Raw genomic sequence first — 19,611 nt, 5'->3', positions numbered from 1 at the left:
ATGTGGGGGAGGGGGCGGCGTTGTTCTACGCGAGGCTGGGGACAAAGGGGTGTGAGGTTACTTCGGATCGGGATCTTGTAAGGCGGTCGGTGGCGGTTAAGGTTTGGCCGTGACTACCGACCCGGCTACAAAGTAAATTATATTAGATGTTTTTATCGATTTTTAGTTGGTATTTAGTCCGCAGAAGTTTCGCCCTCGGACTTGGTGGTTGGTCATATGCCACCGAACCTCAAAATAGATGCGAGGCGCCGCTACAGACATTCCAAGCCGAGTGGGAGTTGCCCCGGAAAGCAGCCTTCAAACCTCGCTGCGATCACGCACTCTTCGGTGCGCTTGCACACGCCAATCGCCCGCTCCAAGCACAACATGCTAACAATCATCCCGCTCGCAGCTGCACCCTTCCCCCGCAGCCGCGCTCCGCGAAAGATTGTGCCCATGACCATCCGGATCGCCATCGTCGCCGCCAGCCTCATCGCCGCCGGCGCAGCCCACGCCCAGGGTTCGGCAGCGCCGTCGAATTCACAGGCCGCCGCGTCGAGCCTGCAGGGCCAGAAGGCCTGGGACTTCCTCACCGCGTCGCCCACTGTCACCCAGCGCGAGGTTCCCACGACGGGCTCCGTCGCCCCGCGGCCGCGCCGCGCCGTCGACCGCGCGAATCGGTAAGGCGACGCGACAGGCGAATTCGGAACGGGACCGGCGCGAAAAGCGCCGGGCCCCGGCAGTGGCGATGCGTCGCGGCCCGCGCTAAAGCGGGCGGGTGCAGGTCTTCAGGTTCCGATGGTCGTCGTCCGCTCGCTCGCCTTCAACATCCTGTTCTACATCGCGACGGCCCTGATCGCGCTGGTCGGCCTGCCGGTTCTCGTCTCGCAGAGGGCGACTTTGCGCTACGCGCAGGGATGGGGGCACGTGTCGATCTGGCTGCTGCGGGTGGTGGCCGGCACGCGGGTGGAGTTTCGCGGCATCGCGGACCTGCCAAAGGGGCCGCTGGTGATCGCGGCCAAGCACCAGTCGACGCTGGAGACGCTGGCGCTGACGATCCCGTTCGAGCAATTCACCTACGTGCTCAAGCGCGAGCTGATGTGGATCCCGCTGTTCGGCTGGTACCTCGGCCGTTCCGGCATGGTGCCGATCGACCGCGCCAAGGGCGCGCGCACCATGGCGAAGCTGAACGCGGCCGCCGCGCAGGCGATTCGCGACGGGCGCCAGCTCATCATCTTTCCAGAAGGCACCCGCCGCGCCGCCGGGGCGGAGCCCGCCTACAAGCAGGGGCTGTCGCATCTCTACGTGGCGCTCGGTGTGCCCTGCGTGCCGGTGGCCCTGAATTCCGGCCTGTACTGGCGCCGCCACAGTTTTCGGCGGCTGCCGGGGACTTGCGTCATCGAGTTCCTACCCCCGATCCCGCACGGCCTCGACCGGCCCGAGTTTCTCACCGAGGTACAGGCGCGGATCGAGACGGCCTCGAACGCGCTGCTCGCCGAGGGGCGGGCGGATCTGGCGGAGCAGGGTTTGGCCGTGCCGGTGTTCGAGGGGACGGGGCAGGAATCCGGGGTGGTTTGACGATCGACGCCGAGCGGTTTTGATCCCAAAGCCGTCATTCCGGAGCCGCGAAGCGGAACCCGGACCCCACCCGTGATGCGCCGCTGTAGCGGGCGGCGAGCCCAGTCATGGGTTCCGGGTTCGCCTCCGGCGCCCCGGACTGACGACTGGGGAAACACAGGGCGCAGCGTTCGGCGACGCCGCTTTTCACGCGGCGTTGAACGAGCCGCTGACCGCATCCGCCCCTATTTCCGCCCGCAAGCCATCGCGAAACAGCGCGATCGGCCGGCGCAGGCGGCCCGTCGCCGGGCGGTAGATCAGCCAGGAGCGGATCTGCGGGGCGAAGCCTCGGACCGCGACGACCCGGATGCGGTCGCGCCACGGGCTCTGCGCGAGTTTCCCCGGCGTGACGATGGCGAGGCCCATGCCGCGGGCCACCAGCGACAACCGCAGATCGGTGCTCGGCGCCTCGACGGCGACCGTGAGGCTGAGGCCTTCCGCCTCCATCCGTCGGCGGAGCGTCGTGCGAAAGCCGCAGCCGTCCTGGCTGGTGACCCAGGGGTGGCGGGCGAGGTCGGCCAGCGCCGCCGTCTCGGGCAGGGCGAGATCGCGGCCGGCGACGACGACGACGTCCTGAACCCGAAGCTCCTCCGCCACGAGGTCCTCCGGCGGCCGGGCCGATTCGGGCAGAGTGATCGCGGCGGCGTCGATCTGGTTACGCGCCACCTGCTCCATCAGCAGCGGCGACCAGCCTACGGTGAGCCTGATGGTGAGGTCGGGAAAGGATTCGCGCAAGGCGTCGATCGGCGCGGCGAGCGCCGGCTCCGACAGGTCGATGGTGACGCCGATGCGCAGCTCACCGCGAATCGCTCCGTTCGGCGCGGCACCGCTGCGCAGGTCCTCGATCGACTGCAGCACCCGTCGCCCATGCTCGTAGGCCTCGCGACCCGCGAGGGTCGGCCGCAGCGGCTTCGCCGGCCGCTCGAACAGCTGGACGCCGAGCTGCGCCTCCAGGTTCTGCACGCGGCGCGTCACGCCGGGCTGGGTCAGGTTCAGCCGGGCGGCGGCCGCCATCAGCGAGCCGGTCTCGACCACGGCGAGGAAGGCTTCGAGGTCGTTCGAGTTCATGCGAAATCCGCATGTTGAAGCCAACGATTATTGATTGGTATCATAACCATCCCCGACGCACATCCCGTGCTGCACACGGCCGACGGATGGCTAGCCATGGCAGCGACGGATCACCTTCTCATGCACGCCGGGTCAGCACCGAACACGGCCGTGGCCAACGGGGAGGGCATCCCGCGGACGACGGTGTGGTTCCTGGCAGCATCGGTCGGCGTGATCATCGTCGACTTGACGGCGCCGCAGACGCTGATCGGTGTGATCGCCGCAGATCTGGGAATCGCCGGCGGCTGGGCCGGTTTCGTCGGCACGGCGAGCCTGCTCGGCTACGCGGCCGGCCTGTTCTTCCTGGTGCCGCTCTCCGACCGGATCGAGAATCGCGGCCTCGTCATCGCCATGCTCTCGGCCGCCGTCCTCTCTGCCTTCGGTGCCGCCTTGGCCCCGACGGCCCTGCCGTTCCTCGCCTTGCTCTTCGTCCTCGGCGCCGCCTGCTCGGCCATCCAGGTGCTCGTGCCGATCGCCGCCGCCATGGCCCGGGAAAGCGAGCGCGGCCGAGTGGTTGGCGATGTCATGAGCGGGTTGATGGTCGGCATCCTGCTCTCGCGCCCGCTCGCCAGCCTCGTCGCCGACGCCTTCGGCTGGCGTGCCTTCTATGCCCTCTCCGGGGTGAGCATGGTGGTGCTGATCCCGCTGATGCGGACGCGCCTGCCGGTGCGCCGGCCCGAGGCGACGGAGAGCTATCCCGCTCTGGTCGCATCGCTTTTGGACCTGCTCCGAACGCAGCCGGTGCTGCGCCGCCGCTCGCTGACGGCCGCGCTCGGGCTCGCCGCCTTCACCGTGTTCTGGACGGCCATCGCCCTGCGGCTGTCCCAGGCGCCCTTCGGCCTCGACCAGCGCCACATCGCCGTCTTCGCCCTCGTCGGCGCCAGCGGCGCGATCGTGTCCCCCCTGGCCGGCCGGGCTGGAGACCGTGGCTGGACCCGCCCGCTCTCCGTCGCGGCCCATGCCGCCACCATCCTCGGCTTCGGCCTCGCAGCCTGGGCCGACCGCCTCGGCGGCACGTTCTGGTGGCCGCTCGCGCTCCTCGGCCTCGCGGCGATCGTGCTCGATATCGGCGTGTTTGCCGACCAGACCCTCGGGCGCCGCGCCATCAACCTGCTGGCGCCGGAAGCGCGCGGACGCCTCAACGCGCTCTTCGTCGGCCTCTTCTTCTTAGGCGGCTCGATCGGGTCGGCCGCCGCCGGCTATGCCTGGGCGCAGGGCGGCTGGCCGTTGGTCTGTGCCGTCGGCGCCGGCGTCGGAGTGCTGTCGCTGCTCTCGGATTTCTTGGGCGATCGCGCATCGCGGGGATGACGATCACGGGCTTGCGGCGCCGCGGCGCGGCTCCGCATAAGCGCCGCCATGACGACTCGTACCATGACGACTGCGGCCGTTCCGCTCGCGCCCCTGACGAACCGGCGTATCCTCGCCCTGGCGGTGCCGGCCACGCTGGCGAGCGTGACGACCCCACTCATCGGTTTCGTCGGGGCGACGGTGATCGGGCGGCTGGGCGACGCGGCACTGCTCGGCGCCGTGGCGCTCGGCGGGGTGGTGTTCGACGCGATCTTCTGGAGCTTCGGCTGCCTGCGCATGGCCACCGCCGGTCTCACCGCACAGGCGGTCGGCGCGCGTGACGACGTCGAGGTCGCCCGCACGCTGGCTCGGTCGCTGGCAGCCGGCGTGCTGATAGGACTCCTTCTCGTCCTGGCACAGGTGCCGATCGCGGCCCTCGTCGCGCTCATCAGCGGCGCAAGCCCCGAGGTGCTTGCCGGGCTCGCGATCTACTTCCACATCCGCATCTTCGCGGCGCCGTTCACGCTGGCGAACTACGCGATCCTCGGTTCCGTCCTCGGGCGCGGCCGAACGGATCTCGGGTTGCTGATCCAGGTGGCGATCAACCTCACGAACATCGCCCTGACGCTGGCACTGGTGATCGTCTTCGGGCTCGGCATTACCGGAGCCGCCATCGCGGCGCTGGTCGCCGACATGGCCGGGACGGCGTTCGGACTCGCCGTCGTCCATCGCCTCGGCACGCGCCCCTTCGCGGTCGGGCGGGCGGACGTGCTCGATCCGGCTGCGCTGGCCCGGACGCTGAAGATCAACGCCGACGTGCTGATTCGGACGCTCGCCCTCGTGGCAGCGATCGTGCTGTTCTCGGCCGTGGGCGCGCGTTTCGGCGACGTGACCCTCGCGGCGAATGCCGTGCTCTGGAATCTCTTCTTGATCGGCGGCTTCTTCCTCGACGGCTTCACCGTCGCCTCCGAGGCGGCCTGCGGCCAAGCCGTGGGCGCCCGCGACCGCCACGCCTTCGCGGTCGCGGCCCGGCTCAGCCTGCTCTGGAGTCTCGGCTTCGGCGTCGCCGTGAGCGCGGTCTCTCTCGCCGCCGGCAGCGCCTTCATCGATACGGTGACGACGAACCCGGAGGTGCGCCTCGCGGCCTACGGCTACCTGCCGTTCGCGGCCGCCGCGCCGTTCTTCGCGGCCTTGCCCTTCGCCATGGACGGCATCTTCGTCGGCGCGACCTGGACGCGGGCGATGCGGAACCTGATGCTGGTGGCGGTGGTCGCCTATCTGCTGGCGCTGGTCGGCTTCCAGGCGCTCGGCTGGGGCAATGCCGGCCTCTGGGGCGCATTCCTGCTGTTTCTCGCCGCCCGCGGCATCGGGCAGGCGGTCGTCTATCCGCGGCTCAGGCGCGGGACGTTTCCCGAAAACGCATGAAACCGATGCAACAAGAAAAAGCCGCCCGTCGAAAACGGACGGCCATCGTCAAGCAGCAACGAAAACTGCCAGAAAATCAGTTCCGGGCGGCCATCATGTCGTGGGAGAGCACGGCGAGCTTGCCGATGAGGCTGGCGACGTCGCCGTTGGTGCAAGACCACTGCGTGCCGATGGCGGCGCCGTCGTTCGAGACGGAGACCACGGCGACCGAGCGAAGCTTGCCTTCGCGGGCGAGTTGAAGCTGGTCCTGCAGGACCTGGATCACCGAGGCGACGTTTTCGTCGACGACCGCCTCGGCGGCGCTGATCGGGAACCGCAGCACGGCGGCGTCGGAGAGGATGCGATCGGGCTTGGACATCAGGCGACTCGTCGGGGATTGCGTTGCGTCTGACCGAGCGGACCTGCCTGCAGGCGCTCGACGAGGGAGGCGAGAGACTCGGGGAGGGCGGCGTCGCGCTCCACCGCGAGAGATTTTCCGATCGCCATGGCGACCCCCTTGGTCACCCGGGCGATGGAGAGACCGCCATGATCGCGGATCCCCCCGAAAGACTGGCCCGTGCGGGGCGCGCTGGAATGGATGAAGCTGGCGGCGGGATCGATCATGGCATCGTGGCTCGCTGTCGCTTTCGTTGAGCGATCCTGCGCCGGGCATCGCGTCATGAAAATGGCAGCGCGGTGGTCATGCTTCGTCATTTCGCCGGGTGTGATTTCTATGAGACAGGCGCTGGTCCCGGCTCACTTCGGGTCCTGCCAGCCGGTGGCGCGCGGGCTCTGGGTGCTGCCGGTGGTCTCGGTGCGGGGCTGGAGATCGATTTCGGAGACGGGCCGGGCTCGTGCCGACGCAGGGCTACGGTCGGCGAGATGCGCGCGCTGCACCACGGGGCGCTCGGCGCGCCGGCGATAGGCGGAACGGGAGCGGCGGGCATGGCGCGCGCGGGTGCTCGGCGTGTTCGAACCGATGAAGCCGCCGGCCACGGCCCCGACCACCGCTCCGACCGGACCGCCGACGAGGGCGCCGGCCACCGCGCCGGTGCCGACGCCGACCACCGTATTGTCGGCGGCCGTCGCGGCGACCGGAACCGACAATCCCACCAGCAGGACCAGACCGAAGCAAGTTCTTCTCAAGGCGACCGCCCTCCGACCAAATCGAGGCCGTCGTGTCGCGTGGGATCGTGACGAAACATTGACCGGCAATGCTTGGCCGGAGGAGACAAAAGCTCAGCCGTTCTGAAATAGGCACAGCACGAACTTCAATGGTCGCGCTCGTTCGTGCGCGTTTCGATGTTCGCGAGCGGTCGCCGCGCCACTCCTCGCCCCGTGGGCGAGAGGAACCGCGCGAAGCGTGGTGGAGTGGGCGGCGCCGTGCCTATCCCGGTAACGACACCGCCGCCCCGTCCGTCCGCTTCGCGGCCACCTCCCCCAATGAGGGAGGAGGGACGTGGCGGCGACCGAGCCTATCGAGCCGAGACGCCGTGATCCGCCGACAGGGCCCGCCCGAGGGCGAGCACCAGCGGGACGATCGCCAGCGCCGTCAGCGCCGCGGCCAGGATGCCGACGGTCTCGCCGGTGTGGTCGGCGAGGGCCCCATAGGCGATCGGTGCAAGGCCGCCGGAGCCGATCACCGCCGTGTAGAACAGCGCGAAGGCGCGGCCGACATCGCCGCTCGGCGCGAGTTTCGGCACGGTGCCATAGAGGACGGAGGAGGTGCCGTTGAGGAACACCCCGATCACCGGCAGCACCACGAGGGTCGCGGTCAGCGGCAGGGGGATCGTCACGGCGATGAGAAGGGCGGTAGCGAGTTCCGTGGCGACGACGCTGCGCACCACGCCGAGCCGCCCGCCGAGCCAGCCGCAGGCCGCCTTGCCGAGCGCACCGCCAGCGAAGACCAAGGCGAGGCTGACGCCCACCATCGCCTGATCGCCACCCTTGGCGTGGAGCAGGAACGGCAGGAACAGCAGGTAGCCCATGCGCGTGGCGGTATCGAGGGCGCCGACGGCGAGCAGGAGCCGGAAGCCCCTGCGATCCCCGGTGCCGTCGCGCGTACCGGCTTTGTCCTGTTGCACGAAGATCCGGCGCGGCAGGACCGGCAGCAGGGCGACGGCGACGGCGACGCCCGTCAGCGCCATCAGGCCGCCGACCGTCCGCCAGGCGAGGAGCCCGAGCAGCAGCGCGACGAGGACGGGAAACACCGCTTTGCCGAGGTCGCCGGAGAAATTGTAGATCCCGAGCGGCCCACGCGCGGCCCTGCCATAGGCCTGAGTGACGAGGAGCGAGCCGCGCGGGTGCTGGATGCTCGACCCGATGCCCGCGAGCGCCAACCCGGCGCAAAGCCCCCAAAAGCTTCCCGTCAGCGACATCACGCCGAATCCCGCACCTGCCACGAGCGTCGAAAGGACGAGCGCCGTGCGGATCGGCCAGCGGGCCACGAGGCGGTCGGCCGGCACCTGCAGGCCGCCCATCGTCCCGTAATAGAGGCTGCGCATCGCCGCGACCCCGGCATAGGACAGACCGAACTCGATCTGCCAGACGGGCAGCAGCACGTAGAGCAGGTCGGTGTAGCCGTCGTGCAGGGCGTGGGCGAGACACGCGCCGGCGAGGCCGCGCCGCTGGCCCAACGCGCCGGCCTTCGCGTCATCCTGCGACGACGTCGCCTCCGATCCGGCCAACGATAGCGTTCCGCTCACGCTCGCATCCCTTTCCGCGCCCGAATTCCATGTTCGCGCAGCCTACACCCGTGAGTTTCCGGCGATCAGGCGCTATCGTCTCGCCATACATGTGAGCCATTCTCACGGGTCGAGGCCAAGCGATGCGCCGATTGCCGCCGCTCCATGCGCTACGCGTGTTCGAAGTCGCCGCACGCACCGGCAGCTATGCCGCCGCCGGCACCGAGCTCGGTCTGACGCATGGGGCGGTCAGCCGGCAGATCGCGGCGCTGGAAGGCTGGCTCGGGCAGCGGCTGTTCGTGCGGGTCGGGCGGCGCATGGCGGCGACCCCGTCGGCGCGGGCCTTCGCGGAAGAGGTCAGCCTGACCTTCGACCGGCTTACCCAGGCGGCCGAAGCCTGCGGCCGGACGGATGCGCGGCGCGTGATCCGCGTCAGCGCTCCCTCGACCTTCGCGATGCGCTGGCTGATCCCGCGGCTCGACCGCTTCCGGGCGGCGCGTCCGGAAACCGAGGTGACGGTCGCGACCACGACGACGCTGAACGATGCGTTGCGCGGCGGCTTCGATCTCGCGATCCGGCGTGGGGCGGAACCCTGGCCGCAGTTTCGTGCGGTGCCGTTCCTGACCGAGACCGACACGCTGGTGGCGAGCCCGGCACTGCTGGCGAGAACGCCGCTGGCCTCACCCGCGGACCTGTCACGGCACGTCCTGCTCGCCACCGAAACCCGCCCCAACGACTGGTCGGAATGGCTCGCCGCCGCCCGAGCGCCGCGCATGACCGGCAGGCGCCGGCACGTCTTCGACCACTTCTTCGTGACGCTCCAGGCCGTCGAGGACGGACTCGGCATCGGCATCGGGCCGTTCCCGGTGCTCGACGCCGCTCTCGCAGCCGGCCGGCTGGTCGCACCGTTCCCGGAGATCGGCGTCAGCCGGCCGGGCTACGTCGCGCTGACACCCTACGACGCCGACAAGACCCCCTCGCACACCGCCTTCGTGGACTGGCTGGTCGAGGAGGGGAGGGCGATCACAGCTCGCCCGTGAGGAACTGCGCGCGGCCGTGGCCGAAGCTCCAGTCCTCGTCGGTGTTCTCGACGGTCGAGACCATGACGTCTGCCGGGGAGATGCCGCAGGCGGCCTGCAGCTTCTCGGTGAGGAGGCGGTAGAACAACTCCTTTTTCTCGCGCCCGCGCGGCCGGGTTGTCATCTGCACCACGACCACGTCCTTGGTGCGCGGGATGCCGAGGCCGGTATCCTCCACGATCATGCGCGAGGGCTTGTGCTCCGTGACGATCTGGTAGCGGTCGCCCGGCGGCACCTGGAAGGCCTCCAGCATCGCCTCGTGCGCGGCGTCGAGGAGCGTCTTGAGTTCGGCCTTGGAGCGGCCCTCGATGAGATCGAAGCGAAGCAGCGGCATCGTCGGACTTTCGGCACGGGATGGATCGGAGTGCGGCCTAGCCCATGCCAAGGCTTTGCGGCTAGCCTGAGCGCCGAAAGAGGTGTCCCGCACCGGTCGCATTTTTCGCATTTCGTATTCATAAGGACCACCAGGGGCGGTGCCGTGCCCGATTTCGCGCACCGCGAGAAGGACTCCGCGATGACCGATATCCGCCTCCGCCGCAGCGTCCTCTACATGCCCGGCTCGAACCTGCGGGCGCTGGAAAAGGCCAAGACGTTACCGGCCGACGCGCTGATCCTCGACCTCGAAGACGCGGTCTCGATGGAGGAGAAGGATCTCGCCCGCGAGCAGGTCTGCGCCGCGGTAAAGGGCGGCGGCTACGGGCACCGGGAGCTCATCATCCGCGTCAATGCCCCCCAGACGCCATGGGGCGAAAAGGACCTGCGCAAGGCGATCGAGGCGAAGCCCGACGCCATCCTGATGCCGAAGGTGTCCTCGCCCGCCGTGCTGGAGAGCATCGCCGACCATCTCGAAGCGCTCGACGCGCCCGAGTCGATCGCGATCTGGGCGATGATCGAGACGCCGGCGGCGATCCTCAACATCAAGGACATCGCCAAGGCGCGCCGCGACCGGCGCACACGGCTGACCTGCTTCGTGCTCGGCACCAACGATCTCGCCAAGGACACCTGGGCGCAACTCGTGAAAGGCCGCGTGCCGATGCTGCCCTGGCTGATGTTCACCCTCGCCGCCGCCCGCTCAGAGGGGCTTACGATCCTCGACGGCGTCTGGAACGACATCGGCGACCCCGAAGGCTGCCGCGAGGAGTGTCGCCAGGCACGCGATCTCGGCTTCGACGGGAAGACCCTGATCCACCCCAACCAGGTCGAGCCGGCAAATACGTCTTTCGCACCGACCGAAGAGGAGGTCCGCCGCGCCCGCCTCGTGATCGAGGCGTTCGATAAGGAAGAGAACGCCAAGCGCGCCGCCATCAAGGTCGAGGGCCGCATGTACGAGCGCCAGCATATCGGCATGGCGACCCGCGCCGTCGTCTGGTCGGAGGCCATCGCCGAACGGGATGCCGCATCGCGGGGTTGAAAACGCATACCAAAACGGCCGTACCCATGGGCACGACCGTTTCACTTTCAGCAGATTCGAAGAACCTCAGTAGCCGTTGTCATAAGCATCGTAGCCATAGGCCGGACGACGATAACGCTGGCCCTCGTAGCCGCCGTACCCGGCGCCGCGATAACCGCCGCGGTAGCCATCGTCGTAACCATAGGCCGGCCGGCCATAACCATTGCCGTAACCGGAATTTGCCGCACCGGCCGCGAGTGCACCGACTGCAAGGCCACCCACGACGCCAGCAGCGATAGCGCCACTACGCCCACGAGCTTCGGCACCCGTCGTCGCGAGGGTTCCAGCACCGATCAGGGCGACGGCGGTCATGACTGCGATGCTCTTCAAAACGAACTCCAATTTATCGACCCGCGAAGGGTCACATGGAAAGTCAACGAGGAGCACCGCGATGGGTTCAATCCCGAGCGGCGACCTCCCGACGCACCCTGAATGACCTACCGATCGAACAAGGCGGCATGGCCTCAAACGGCGCGGAAGCATTCAAGCTTGTCCGTACCGTCGCCGACCGATCGCGATCCGACGTGAAGACCTCGGTAGCGATCGACGGCGATCATGTTCCAGCTTGTCTCTACGGCGCCACCGCGACGCGCGCTCGGCCCGTTCCAGCGTACCCGACGGCGTCTATCCGGGGATAACGGCCGGCGGTGATACCCTCCTGGACGGAAAGGGCAGTCGGTTCGGCTACGCTCCCTTGACCTGCGGGCACGGCCGGGCTTGTCCTCGCGCATCCCGGTCGAAGCGATGCTGTTCAACCACCTCTCCGACGACCTGTTCAAGCCGCTCGCCTCGCCGAGCCGGGCCTTCAACGCGGCCCTGCTCCTGCACGTCCGCGAAAAGCTGTTCGGCGACACCATGGAGCCGCTGCGCAAGAGCGAATTGCTGGCAGCGATCGGCGATTTCTGCAGCGGCTGGACCCAGGCCGAGATCGCGGACGACGAGACCACCCCCGTCGATCCGGTGGAGCGGCGCTCGGCGGTGTACAGGCGTTTCCTCGATTCGGGCTGGCTGGTGGAGCGGCGCGAGCGCTACGTGCCGGTGGTCGATCTCGATCCGCAGGCGCGATTGCTGCTCGACGATCTCGCCCGGCTCGATCGCGGCGAGACCCGCTCTTATGGCGGCGCGGTGCTCGACGTGCTGGGGGCGCTGGAGAGTGCTACGGCCAACCCGGGAGAGCGTTCGGAAGCGTTGAGCAATGCGGCCAAGGCGGCGCGCGATTTCCTCGGGCATCTGCGCAGCCTTGCCGGCTCCATGCGCAAGATCGAGGAGCGCATCCTGGCCGAGGACGACCTGCGGGCGGCGTTTCGCCTGTATTTCGAGGAGTTTGTCGAACGCCACCTCGTCAGCGACTACCGGACGCTGCACACCCGCTTCAATCCCTTCCGCTTCCGGTCCGGTATCGTGCGCGAGGCGGGACGGGCACTGCGCGACCCGCTGACCGTGCGGGCGCTGGCAGAGGGGGCGCTGCGCGAGGGCAGGGCCGCCGGGCTCGAGGCGGCCGAACGGACGGTGCGCGGCGAACTCACGGAAATCCTTGCGATTTTCGAGGGCCTCGACCGGCATCTCGACGTGGTCTCCGACATCGTCGCACGCATGGAGCGTCGCATCGCCGCGGCGATGCGCTACGAGGGCAACCGCGATTCCGCCCGCATCGAACGTACCGCCGCGGCCCTGCGCGCCGTCGGGGCAGTCGGGGATGTCGCGAGAGCACCGGTGCCGCCGATCCTGTCGGCGCGGATGCCCGTCGGGCCGCCGCATCTCTACGCACCGCGTATGAAACGGCGGGCGATCGTCACGGAGCCGTTGCCGGATTCGGTCAACGATCCGGCCATCGATGCCTTCGTCGAGGCGAAGGACGAATTCCGCCGCCGCACGACGGTAACTCCTGAATCCATAACGGTTTTTCTGGAGCGCCAGTTCGCCAGCGGCCGTACCGTCCGCGGCTCCGGGATCAGGGTTTCGGATATCGACGCCTTCGTGGTGTTTCAGCGGCTGCGCGAGATCGACGTGCTGTTCGACGGCGCCCTGGCCGGTCGCTACCGGCTGTCGCGGGTGGATGGCCGGATCGCCAACGGCTGGCTCGATTGCCCGGATTTCACGGTCGAGCGGCAGCATGTTTGAGCCGTTCCGCGCCATCGTCGACGGAGACGAGCCGCCATCCGGCGCAAGAGCCCCCAGCGAGGACGAATTGATCCGGGCCCTCCAGGTGCTCATCAAGGTCCAGGTCGTCTATGCCGACACACCCGGCATCGGACGATCGTATGAGATTGCGCGCCATTACGCGCCGTTCTTCCGCGACTACTTCGCCTGTCTTGGGTATAGCTTCGAGGTTTCCCACCGAGACCAGATGGTGTTCTTGCGCGTACCCGCTGAGGGAGCGCGCCACGACGCGCCGGCGGAACGGCTGCGGAAGGACGAGACACTGGTCCTGCTGGCGCTGAGGCTCGCCTACGAGGAGGGGCTGCGGGACCACCGCGTCACCACGGACGGCGTTGTCGAATGTACCACCGACGACATCGCGGAATCGATCCGCACCGCCGCCCGCAGCGATCCGCCGGAGGAGACGCGACTCGTTGAAATCCTTCGCCTTTTCGCTCGGAAAGGCGCTGTGCGGCTCGGCGAACGCGACCGCACCGAGCGGGTCACGCCGCTGCTGGTATTGCCTGGAATCGCCGTGCTGTCGCCGGATGCCTGGATGGATCAGGTCCAGGCCTGGGCCGCCTCCGTCGCAGACGGGGATGCCTGACACCGCGCGGCTCCCAGTCGGCCAGGATCGAGAATCCGGCGAAATCTCGCTCCTCCCAGTCGAGGACGATCCTCGGACGTCCGATTCCGATGCCGGACATCATGCTGCCCGATGTTGCACCCGTATGATGTCCGACGCGCACCCTGTTCAGCACCACGGACGATCTCGATCACGCCTGTTGCCCACCAGCATCATGCGCTCAGGCCAAACAGGGCTATCACAATGCACGACAGACGAACGGGCTAAACCCATGCGACCCATCCTGGCCGGCCTCGTTCTCCTCCTGCTGCCGAGCCTCGCCTCGGCGGAATGCGTGTGTGCCTGCGTCCGCGGAAAGGCGATCGCCGTGTGCCAGCCGCAGGCGATGGTGGAGCCGATTTGCCAGCAGGTCTGCGTCGAGAAGATCGAGCAGTCGCTGAGCACGTTCGGCGGCGGCGGGGGTGGCGCCGGCATCGGTGGCGGTGTCAACGCGCTCGGTGCCGCGGGCAGCGGCATCGATCGGTCACGCTGACATACGTCCGGCCGGACCTCTGGGGCGACCCGGTCTGCGACATTTCGTGTGGCTCCCGCGCGCAATCACGGGTAGTTGCCTCGACACGCATCACGGCCGAGCCTAGCATCGTCCAAGGAAGGCGAATTTCGCGAAATCCGCCAAACTTTCATGGGTCTATGAACAAGATCGAGCCCGGCATCGGGATCAACCGGCGCTACCTGCACGACGAGGTGGCCGACCGTATGCGCGAGCTCATCCATGTCGGTGAGCTCGAGCCGAAGGCGCGCGTCAACGAGAGCGAGCTGACCGAGCGCTTCGGCATCTCGCGGACGCCCCTGCGCGAGGCGATCAAGATCCTCGCCACCGAGGGCCTGCTCGAGCTGCTGCCGAACCGCGGCGCCCGCGTCGCCAGCATCTCGCAATCCGAGATCGAAGAGATGATCGAGGTCATCGCCGGACTGGAGGCGACCGCCTGCGATCTCGCCTGCCGGACGATCACCGACGACGAGATCGCCGCGATCGAGCAGAAGCACGCCGGCATGGTCGCGGCGTGGAAGGAACGGGACGAGGCCGTCTATTTCCGGCTCAACCGCGAGATCCACGAAGCGATCATGAATGCAAGCCGCAACTCGACGTTGCAGGGCATCTATGCCGGCCTGTCCGGCCGCACCCAGCGCTCGCGCTATCTCGCGCACCAGACGGACGAGCAATGGGCCCGCGCGGTCGAGGAGCACGAGGGCATGATCCCGCTCCTCCAGGCGCGCGACGGCGAGAGGCTCGCCAAGCTGATGCGCGAGCACATCCGGGCCAAGAAGCCCGTCATCGCGGCCACCTACGGCGAGCCTGCGGCCGGAGCCGCCGAGGTCGCCTGACTCTCACCTATGCCGTAACCCGAGAGCAGGCTGCGAAAAAGCGGCAACGGTTTTTCGCGCGAAGCCTGCTTTAAGCTTTTGAATCGATCACGCTGCGTTTTGATCGATTCGATCAAAACGCAGCGTGATCTAGAGCAGTTTCCGTGATCTTGGACTCGCGAAAACTGCTCTATCTCTTTGTGCGGTCACATTTTCTTCACGCGAACCGGAAACCAGTTCGCTCGAAAATACTACAGGTTTCGGATCACCTTTCGCTTCGCTGCAGGCGTCCGGGAAAGGGCCGTGGCATCGAACGGATCTACCGGAAACGGTATGATACGCAGTCCCGAGACGGTTTCTGCGTCTCCATGGCCGTCGGCATCCGCTTTTCGCGGCATGGATCGGAACGAGTCGCGATCCACCCTGGTGCGCGGGGATCGTGCGGCGCTGCACAGCGCCTCCGGCTCAGCGTCCCTCCCAGTCCGGCTTCCGCTTGGCTAGGAACGCCTCCATGCCCTCGCGAAAATCGCGGCTCATATAGGCCATCAGGATGAGGTCGTCGCCGGGCCGGGCCTCGCCCTCAGTAGCGGCGGCGTCCTCTGCGAGGCGGCGCAGGCCCTCCTTGGTGGCCTGTAGCGTCAGGGGGGCGTGGCCGGCGAGCAGGCTCGCGAGGCTCGTCGCGCGCTCCGCGAGGGCTTCGGCATCCTCCACGATCTCGCTGGCGAGGCCGATGGCGAGCGCCTCCTCGGCGCCGACGAGGCGAGCGGTGAACAGGATGTCCTTCACGCGCGCCGGCCCGATCAGACCCGAGAGCCGCTTGAGGTTGCTCATCGACAGGCAGTTGCCGAGGGTGCGCGCGATCGGGAAGCCGAAGCGCGCGTCGCGGGTGGCGATGCGCATGTCGCAGGCGGCGGCGATGGCGGCGCCCCCGCCCGTGCAAGCTCCGGCGATCGCCGCGATGCTCGGCACGCGCAGGCGCTCCAGCGTGCCGAGCACGCGGTCCATGAAGCGCTCGTAGCCCAGCGCGTCCTCGGCGGTCTCGAAACCGCGGAACTGCGCGATGTCGGTACCCGCTGCGAAGGCCTTGTCGCCGGCCCCGGTGATGATCAGCGCCTTGACCGAACGGTCCTCCTCGATCCGCCGGCACAGCGTGATCAGGCCCTCGTACATGGCGAAGGTCAGCGCGTTGCGGGCCTGCGGCCGGTTTAGCGTGATCCGGGCGATGCCGGATGCGTCGGTGGCGAACAGGAGCTCGTCGGTCGGTGCGGGATCGGGCGCGCTCATCGCGGTATTCCTCGATGGTGGTCGGGCGGTCTCGGCACGACCCTGTCGCGCGATTGCCCGCCGGCGATCAAGCCGGAGCCGCCGGCCGCATCGCCGCGCGACCGTGGCGTTCGGATCATTTCTGCGGTGCCGGGTTCGTGCTATCCCCCTGTCGGAACCGGGACAATGGCGCTGCAGGGATGACGAGCGTGAGAGCGACGACGATCGGATTCATCGCAGCCGGCCTGCTCGCCGGCCTCGCGGCCGCGCCGGCCCGGGCCGAATGCGTGCGCAGCATCGTCAACAAGTCGTCGCTGACGGCGCTGGTCCGCCGGGACGGCGGCCCGTGGGTGACGGTGCTGCCGCACCGCTCGCAGGCGATCCGCTTCACCGAGCCCGGCAGCGTCGAATTCGCCCTCGTCTGCGGCCGTCCCGGCTATGGCTCGCCCGACCAGGGCGCGGTCTACCGCGACTCGATCGGCTACTCGGCGATCATCGACCGCTGCTATTACGAGATCGGCAACGGTTTCTTCGAAGACCAGCTCGGCCCCGGCTCCTCCATCGGCACCAAGGACACGGCCCCGCTGACGGTGAACGTGCCGCGCCAGGGCGACGTGGTGATCGGGACGCGACTCGACGGGCTCTGCCCGGCGGTGTTCGGCGACACCCTGCGGTCGCGATACTGAGACATCCTCACACCGGCCAGCCGGCCTCGCGGTAGGCCGAGTCCCAGAACATCCATTCGAGCTGGGCGGCGCGGGTGAAGGCCGCATGCATCGCGGCGCGTTCCGCGGCGCCGGCCTCGGCCGCGACCCGGTCGGTGACGGCGATCATGGCGTCGACCGCCTCGGAGAACTCCGGCCCGGCATAGGTGTCGATCCAGGCCCGGTAGGGGTTGTCGGCCGCAGCGCCGGCATGGATGTCGAGGCCGATCTCGCGGTACATCCAGAAGCAGGGCAGCATGGCGGCGAGATGGACCGCCAGCGGCTCGCGGAAGCCGCTGGCGAGCAGGAACGAGATGTAGTGATGCGCCACCGGCGTCGGCGGCGTCGCCCGGACCTCCTCGGCCGAGACGCCGAAGCGCCGGAAGAAGTCCGTATGCAGGCCGCGCTCGACTTCTATGGCGGCTGTCGCCGCGGTGGTGAACTGCACCACGTCGTCGGGTCCGTCGGACTTCGCCGCCGCGAGCGCCAGGGCTTGGGCGAAGGCCACGAGGTAATGCGCGTCCTGAATCATGTAGTGGCGAAAGGCCGGCAGCGGCAGCGTGCCGGCCGCGAGTTCGCGGTTGAACGGCAGGGTGCGGGCGGCCTCGTAAAGCGGGGCGTTGCGCGCCCAGGCGTCGGTGGAGAACACGGGATCGATTCCTTCACACGGATCGCGGATCGGACCGGGAGGGCCCTGCTACCATGAAGAACGACGACCCCTGCATCAGCCTCTGCCAGTTCGACGGCCGGACCGGCTGGTGCCTGGGCTGCGGCCGGACGCTCCCCGAGATCCGCGCATGGCGCAAGCTGACGCCCTATCGCAAGACCGCGCTGAGGCGCGAACTGCCCCGGCGCGTCGAGCAGGTCGGCGGCGAGGCTTCGGCCGTCGCCCTGCTCCGCAAGGGATGAGCGGGCCACGCTTCGTCCGGATAGCCGATGTGCGCGGCGACACAGCCTGAATCGTCGCACCGGTCCAGACAATGCTCGGAGATCCGCAGCGGCGGCGAAAGCAGTCCCTGCGAGACGAGGCCAGCGAGGAATTGCCGATGACGTCGAAGGTCTCATTCCGCTGGCTGCTCACGCTCTTAGCCCTGATCGCTCCCGCCGCCCTCGGACCGTGCCGGGCGGCCGGCAAGCCCGAGGAAGCGCCGGCGCGGCAGGAAGCCTCCTCCGACGTCGTCTTCCGTCACTATCTCTGACCGGCGGTTGGGTCCGGGCTCGGGTCCGTGCTAGGCCCCCGGCCGTTCAGCAGCAGCCAGGACATCACAGATCCATGCGCTCGACCCTTTTCGCCGGAGCCTTCGCAATCGCCATGACCGCATCCGCCTCAGCCGCCCCCATCACGCTTCCCTCGGGCCTCGCCTACACCGACGAAGTCGTCGGCACCGGCGCGGAGGCCAAGCCCGGCCAGCAGGTCAGCGTGCAATACACGGGCTGGCTCGACGAGAGCGGCAAGAAGGGCAAGAAGTTCGACTCGTCGCGCGACCGTAACCAGCCCTTCTCGTTCCCCCTCGGCGGCGGCCAGGTCATCAAGGGCTGGGACGAGGGCGTCGCCGGCATGAAGGTCGGCGGCAAGCGCACCCTGACCATCCCCGCCGCCCTCGGCTACGGCGCCCGCGGCGCCGGCGGCGCCATCCCTCCGAACGCCACGCTGATCTTCGACGTCGAACTCCTCGGCGTGAAGTAACGCCTACCAGCCCATCGTCCCCGGCCCGCCCTTGAACGGGCCGGCGACGTCGGGCGTGATCCAGCCGCCATAGAAGCCGCCGGGCTGCGGCTCAGCGCGGATATCGCCGACGAAGCAGCCATCCATCGGCCCGGCATAGAACGCCACCGCGCCCGCGATCTCGCGAAACGGCGGCGTCGGATCGGGATAGGCCCAGGCCGCGCCAGGCAGGGTGTGGCCACCGGCCGTGACGGCGAACAGCACCGCGCGGCCCTTCCACTCGCAGATGCCGGCGCGCTGCTGCGGACCGAGCACGCCCTCGGCCACGGCATCGCGCGGAAAATAATAGGTCGGCGGGTGGCTTGTCTCGAGCACGCGCCAGCCGTCCACCGTGTCGGCGATGGTCTCCCGGCCGAGGACGACCCGCAGGCGCAGGCCGACACGCTCCAGGCGGGGCGGGCGGGGATAGTCCCAGACGCTCTCCTGTCCGGGAGCCGGCGGTGTCGGGCTCGGTCTGAACATCGCGATGGCCCTCAGGGATTGTCTTTCGTAACCTGCGCCCAAGCTAGTCGGACGACCAGCCGAGGAAAGGACGCAGGGTGAGCGACGCAGACGGATTTGCAGTCTTCCTCGACTTCGACGGCACGCTGGCCGAGCTCGCGCCGACCCCCGACGCGGTCCAGGTCGACCCGATTCTGGTGCCCAATCTCGAGAGCCTGAAGGCCCGCCTCGGGGGCGCCCTGGCGATCGTGACCGGGCGGCCGGTGAGCGTCATCGACGGCTTCCTGGCGCCCTCGCGCTTCGATTGCGCCGGGCTGCACGGCGTCGAGCTCCGGGTCGACGGACAGCTCAGCGGCGGACGCCCGGAGGACCACCCCGACCTGCGCGCCGGCGTCGCGCGGCTGAGGGCGGAGACCGCCGCCCTCGACAAGGTGCTGATCGAGGACAAGGGCGCCTCGGTCGCCGTTCATTGGCGCCTCGCCAACGAACGCGACACCGAGACCGCCGAGGCCGTGGTGAAGGCGCTGGCGAGCGAACTCGGCGCGGGCTACCGGCTGCAGCTCGGCAAGGCGGTGGGCGAGATCGTGCCGGCCTCGGCCACCAAGGGCCATGCCATCCGCGCGCTCATGGAAAAACCGCCCTATGCCGGGCGTCGTGCGATCTTCTTCGGCGACGACAAGACCGACGAATTCGCCTTCGAGGCCGTCAACGCCGACGGCGGCGTCAGCGTCCGCATCGGCGACGAGGACACCATCGCCGCTCGCCGCCTCGCCGCGCCGG

The 19,611-nt window shown here is 68.7% G+C and carries 25 protein-coding genes; 15 read left to right on the top strand and 10 right to left on the bottom strand.

Annotation, left to right across the window (positions count from 1 at the left end; all coding sequences use genetic code 11):
• Nucleotides 1-435: 435 nt before the first annotated feature.
• Both FV217_RS18280 and FV217_RS18275 read left to right on the top strand, forming a co-directional pair.
• On the top strand, nt 436-663 hold the full coding sequence (locus FV217_RS18280) for a hypothetical protein (RefSeq protein WP_147818601.1): 228 nt from the start codon (nt 436-438) through the stop codon (nt 661-663).
• 114 nt (nt 664-777) lie between these two features.
• Nucleotides 778-1,557, top strand: a complete 780-nt coding sequence (locus tag FV217_RS18275; protein WP_147818600.1) for a lysophospholipid acyltransferase family protein — start codon at nt 778-780, stop codon at nt 1,555-1,557.
• 186 nt (nt 1,558-1,743) lie between these two features.
• Here the strand turns inward: FV217_RS18275 and FV217_RS18270 are convergent, their stop codons facing one another.
• A complete protein-coding gene (locus FV217_RS18270) occupies nt 1,744-2,664 on the bottom strand; it encodes a LysR family transcriptional regulator (protein ID WP_147818599.1) in 921 nt (306 codons plus the stop codon).
• Nucleotides 2,665-2,760: 96 nt separating this feature from the next.
• On the opposite strand from FV217_RS18270, the gene FV217_RS18265 reads away from it, so the two are divergent.
• Both FV217_RS18265 and FV217_RS18260 read left to right on the top strand, forming a co-directional pair.
• A complete protein-coding gene (locus FV217_RS18265) occupies nt 2,761-4,011 on the top strand; it encodes an MFS transporter (RefSeq protein WP_238232207.1) in 1,251 nt (416 codons plus the stop codon).
• Between the two features lie 48 nt (nt 4,012-4,059).
• A complete protein-coding gene (locus tag FV217_RS18260; RefSeq protein WP_246682935.1) occupies nt 4,060-5,415 on the top strand; it encodes an MATE family efflux transporter in 1,356 nt (451 codons plus the stop codon).
• A 76-nt stretch (nt 5,416-5,491) separates the two neighbouring features.
• Here FV217_RS18260 and FV217_RS18255 read toward each other — a convergent pair whose 3' ends face one another.
• The 4 genes from FV217_RS18255 to FV217_RS18240 all read right to left on the bottom strand — a co-directional run bounded on the left by FV217_RS18255 (nt 5,492) and on the right by FV217_RS18240 (nt 8,081).
• Nucleotides 5,492-5,773 (bottom strand): hypothetical protein, encoded by a 282-nt coding sequence (locus tag FV217_RS18255; RefSeq protein WP_147818597.1) that lies wholly within the window; start codon nt 5,771-5,773, stop codon nt 5,492-5,494.
• Entirely contained in the window at nt 5,773-6,018 is a 246-nt protein-coding gene (locus FV217_RS18250) for a hypothetical protein (protein ID WP_147818596.1), read from the bottom strand. Before FV217_RS18250 ends, FV217_RS18255 begins: the two co-directional genes overlap by 1 nt.
• A gap of 132 nt (nt 6,019-6,150) precedes the next feature.
• Nucleotides 6,151-6,540, bottom strand: coding sequence for a hypothetical protein (locus FV217_RS18245; RefSeq protein ID WP_147818595.1), 390 nt, complete (start codon nt 6,538-6,540; stop codon nt 6,151-6,153).
• 329 nt (nt 6,541-6,869) lie between these two features.
• Nucleotides 6,870-8,081, bottom strand: coding sequence for an MFS transporter (locus tag FV217_RS18240; RefSeq protein ID WP_147818603.1), 1,212 nt, complete (start codon nt 8,079-8,081; stop codon nt 6,870-6,872).
• 140 nt (nt 8,082-8,221) lie between these two features.
• On the opposite strand from FV217_RS18240, the gene FV217_RS18235 reads away from it, so the two are divergent.
• Nucleotides 8,222-9,118 (top strand): LysR substrate-binding domain-containing protein, encoded by an 897-nt coding sequence (locus FV217_RS18235; protein WP_147818594.1) that lies wholly within the window; start codon nt 8,222-8,224, stop codon nt 9,116-9,118.
• Here the strand turns inward: FV217_RS18235 and FV217_RS18230 are convergent.
• Nucleotides 9,102-9,491, bottom strand: coding sequence for a tautomerase family protein (locus FV217_RS18230; protein WP_147818593.1), 390 nt, complete (start codon nt 9,489-9,491; stop codon nt 9,102-9,104). The genes FV217_RS18235 and FV217_RS18230 overlap by 17 nt on opposite strands.
• 180 nt (nt 9,492-9,671) lie before the next feature.
• Between FV217_RS18230 and FV217_RS18225 the strand changes: the two genes are divergently transcribed.
• Nucleotides 9,672-10,568 (top strand): CoA ester lyase, encoded by an 897-nt coding sequence (locus tag FV217_RS18225; RefSeq protein ID WP_147818592.1) that lies wholly within the window; start codon nt 9,672-9,674, stop codon nt 10,566-10,568.
• Nucleotides 10,569-10,634: 66 nt separating this feature from the next.
• Here FV217_RS18225 and FV217_RS18220 read toward each other — a convergent pair whose 3' ends face one another.
• On the bottom strand, nt 10,635-10,919 hold the full coding sequence (locus tag FV217_RS18220; protein WP_147818591.1) for a hypothetical protein: 285 nt from the start codon (nt 10,917-10,919) through the stop codon (nt 10,635-10,637).
• Nucleotides 10,920-11,351: 432 nt separating this feature from the next.
• On the opposite strand from FV217_RS18220, the gene FV217_RS18215 reads away from it, so the two are divergent.
• From FV217_RS18215 to FV217_RS18200, 4 genes are all read left to right on the top strand, one after another.
• A complete protein-coding gene (locus tag FV217_RS18215) occupies nt 11,352-12,728 on the top strand; it encodes a Wadjet anti-phage system protein JetA family protein (protein ID WP_147818602.1) in 1,377 nt (458 codons plus the stop codon).
• Entirely contained in the window at nt 12,721-13,353 is a 633-nt protein-coding gene (locus FV217_RS18210; RefSeq protein WP_147818590.1) for a DUF4194 domain-containing protein, read from the top strand. Before FV217_RS18215 ends, FV217_RS18210 begins: the two co-directional genes overlap by 8 nt.
• A gap of 250 nt (nt 13,354-13,603) precedes the next feature.
• The gene (locus tag FV217_RS18205) at nt 13,604-13,864 is read left to right on the top strand and encodes a hypothetical protein (protein WP_147818589.1); all 261 of its coding nucleotides are present in this window, start codon (nt 13,604-13,606) and stop codon (nt 13,862-13,864) included.
• A 158-nt stretch (nt 13,865-14,022) separates the two neighbouring features.
• Nucleotides 14,023-14,718 (top strand): GntR family transcriptional regulator, encoded by a 696-nt coding sequence (locus tag FV217_RS18200; RefSeq protein WP_147818588.1) that lies wholly within the window; start codon nt 14,023-14,025, stop codon nt 14,716-14,718.
• A gap of 444 nt (nt 14,719-15,162) precedes the next feature.
• Here FV217_RS18200 and FV217_RS18195 read toward each other — a convergent pair whose 3' ends face one another.
• Nucleotides 15,163-15,981: an enoyl-CoA hydratase/isomerase family protein gene (locus FV217_RS18195; protein ID WP_147818587.1), complete on the bottom strand. Its 819-nt coding sequence runs from the start codon at nt 15,979-15,981 to the stop codon at nt 15,163-15,165.
• A 188-nt stretch (nt 15,982-16,169) separates the two neighbouring features.
• Between FV217_RS18195 and FV217_RS18190 the strand changes: the two genes are divergently transcribed.
• The gene (locus FV217_RS18190) at nt 16,170-16,646 is read left to right on the top strand and encodes a hypothetical protein (RefSeq protein ID WP_246682933.1); all 477 of its coding nucleotides are present in this window, start codon (nt 16,170-16,172) and stop codon (nt 16,644-16,646) included.
• Nucleotides 16,647-16,653: 7 nt separating this feature from the next.
• On the opposite strand, the gene tenA is transcribed toward FV217_RS18190, so the two are convergent.
• Nucleotides 16,654-17,313: a thiaminase II gene (tenA, locus tag FV217_RS18185; RefSeq protein WP_147818585.1), complete on the bottom strand. Its 660-nt coding sequence runs from the start codon at nt 17,311-17,313 to the stop codon at nt 16,654-16,656.
• 53 nt (nt 17,314-17,366) lie between these two features.
• Here tenA and FV217_RS18180 point away from each other — a divergent pair, with 53 nt between their 5' ends.
• The 3 genes from FV217_RS18180 (at nt 17,367) to FV217_RS18175 (ending at nt 18,351) form a co-directional block, all read left to right on the top strand.
• Nucleotides 17,367-17,573 (top strand): DUF1289 domain-containing protein, encoded by a 207-nt coding sequence (locus FV217_RS18180; RefSeq protein ID WP_147818584.1) that lies wholly within the window; start codon nt 17,367-17,369, stop codon nt 17,571-17,573.
• A gap of 137 nt (nt 17,574-17,710) precedes the next feature.
• Nucleotides 17,711-17,863 carry a hypothetical protein gene (locus tag FV217_RS23010; protein WP_187272622.1) on the top strand — a complete coding sequence of 51 codons (153 nt, stop codon included), beginning with the start codon at nt 17,711-17,713 and terminating at the stop codon, nt 17,861-17,863.
• A 74-nt stretch (nt 17,864-17,937) separates the two neighbouring features.
• Nucleotides 17,938-18,351 (top strand): FKBP-type peptidyl-prolyl cis-trans isomerase, encoded by a 414-nt coding sequence (locus tag FV217_RS18175; RefSeq protein WP_147818583.1) that lies wholly within the window; start codon nt 17,938-17,940, stop codon nt 18,349-18,351.
• A 3-nt stretch (nt 18,352-18,354) separates the two neighbouring features.
• Here FV217_RS18175 and FV217_RS18170 read toward each other — a convergent pair whose 3' ends face one another.
• Nucleotides 18,355-18,852, bottom strand: coding sequence for a DUF427 domain-containing protein (locus FV217_RS18170; protein ID WP_147818582.1), 498 nt, complete (start codon nt 18,850-18,852; stop codon nt 18,355-18,357).
• A 77-nt stretch (nt 18,853-18,929) separates the two neighbouring features.
• Between FV217_RS18170 and otsB the strand changes: the two genes are divergently transcribed.
• The coding region (otsB, locus tag FV217_RS18165; protein ID WP_147818581.1) for a trehalose-phosphatase at nt 18,930-19,611 on the top strand (682 nt) is incomplete at its 3' end.

Source organism: Methylobacterium sp. WL9 (assembly GCF_008040035.1).
GTDB classification, from domain to species: Bacteria; Pseudomonadota; Alphaproteobacteria; order Rhizobiales; family Beijerinckiaceae; genus Methylobacterium; species Methylobacterium thuringiense.
Note: the sequence above shows the minus strand (reverse complement) of the source record. Positions and strands in the feature narration are given on the sequence as shown.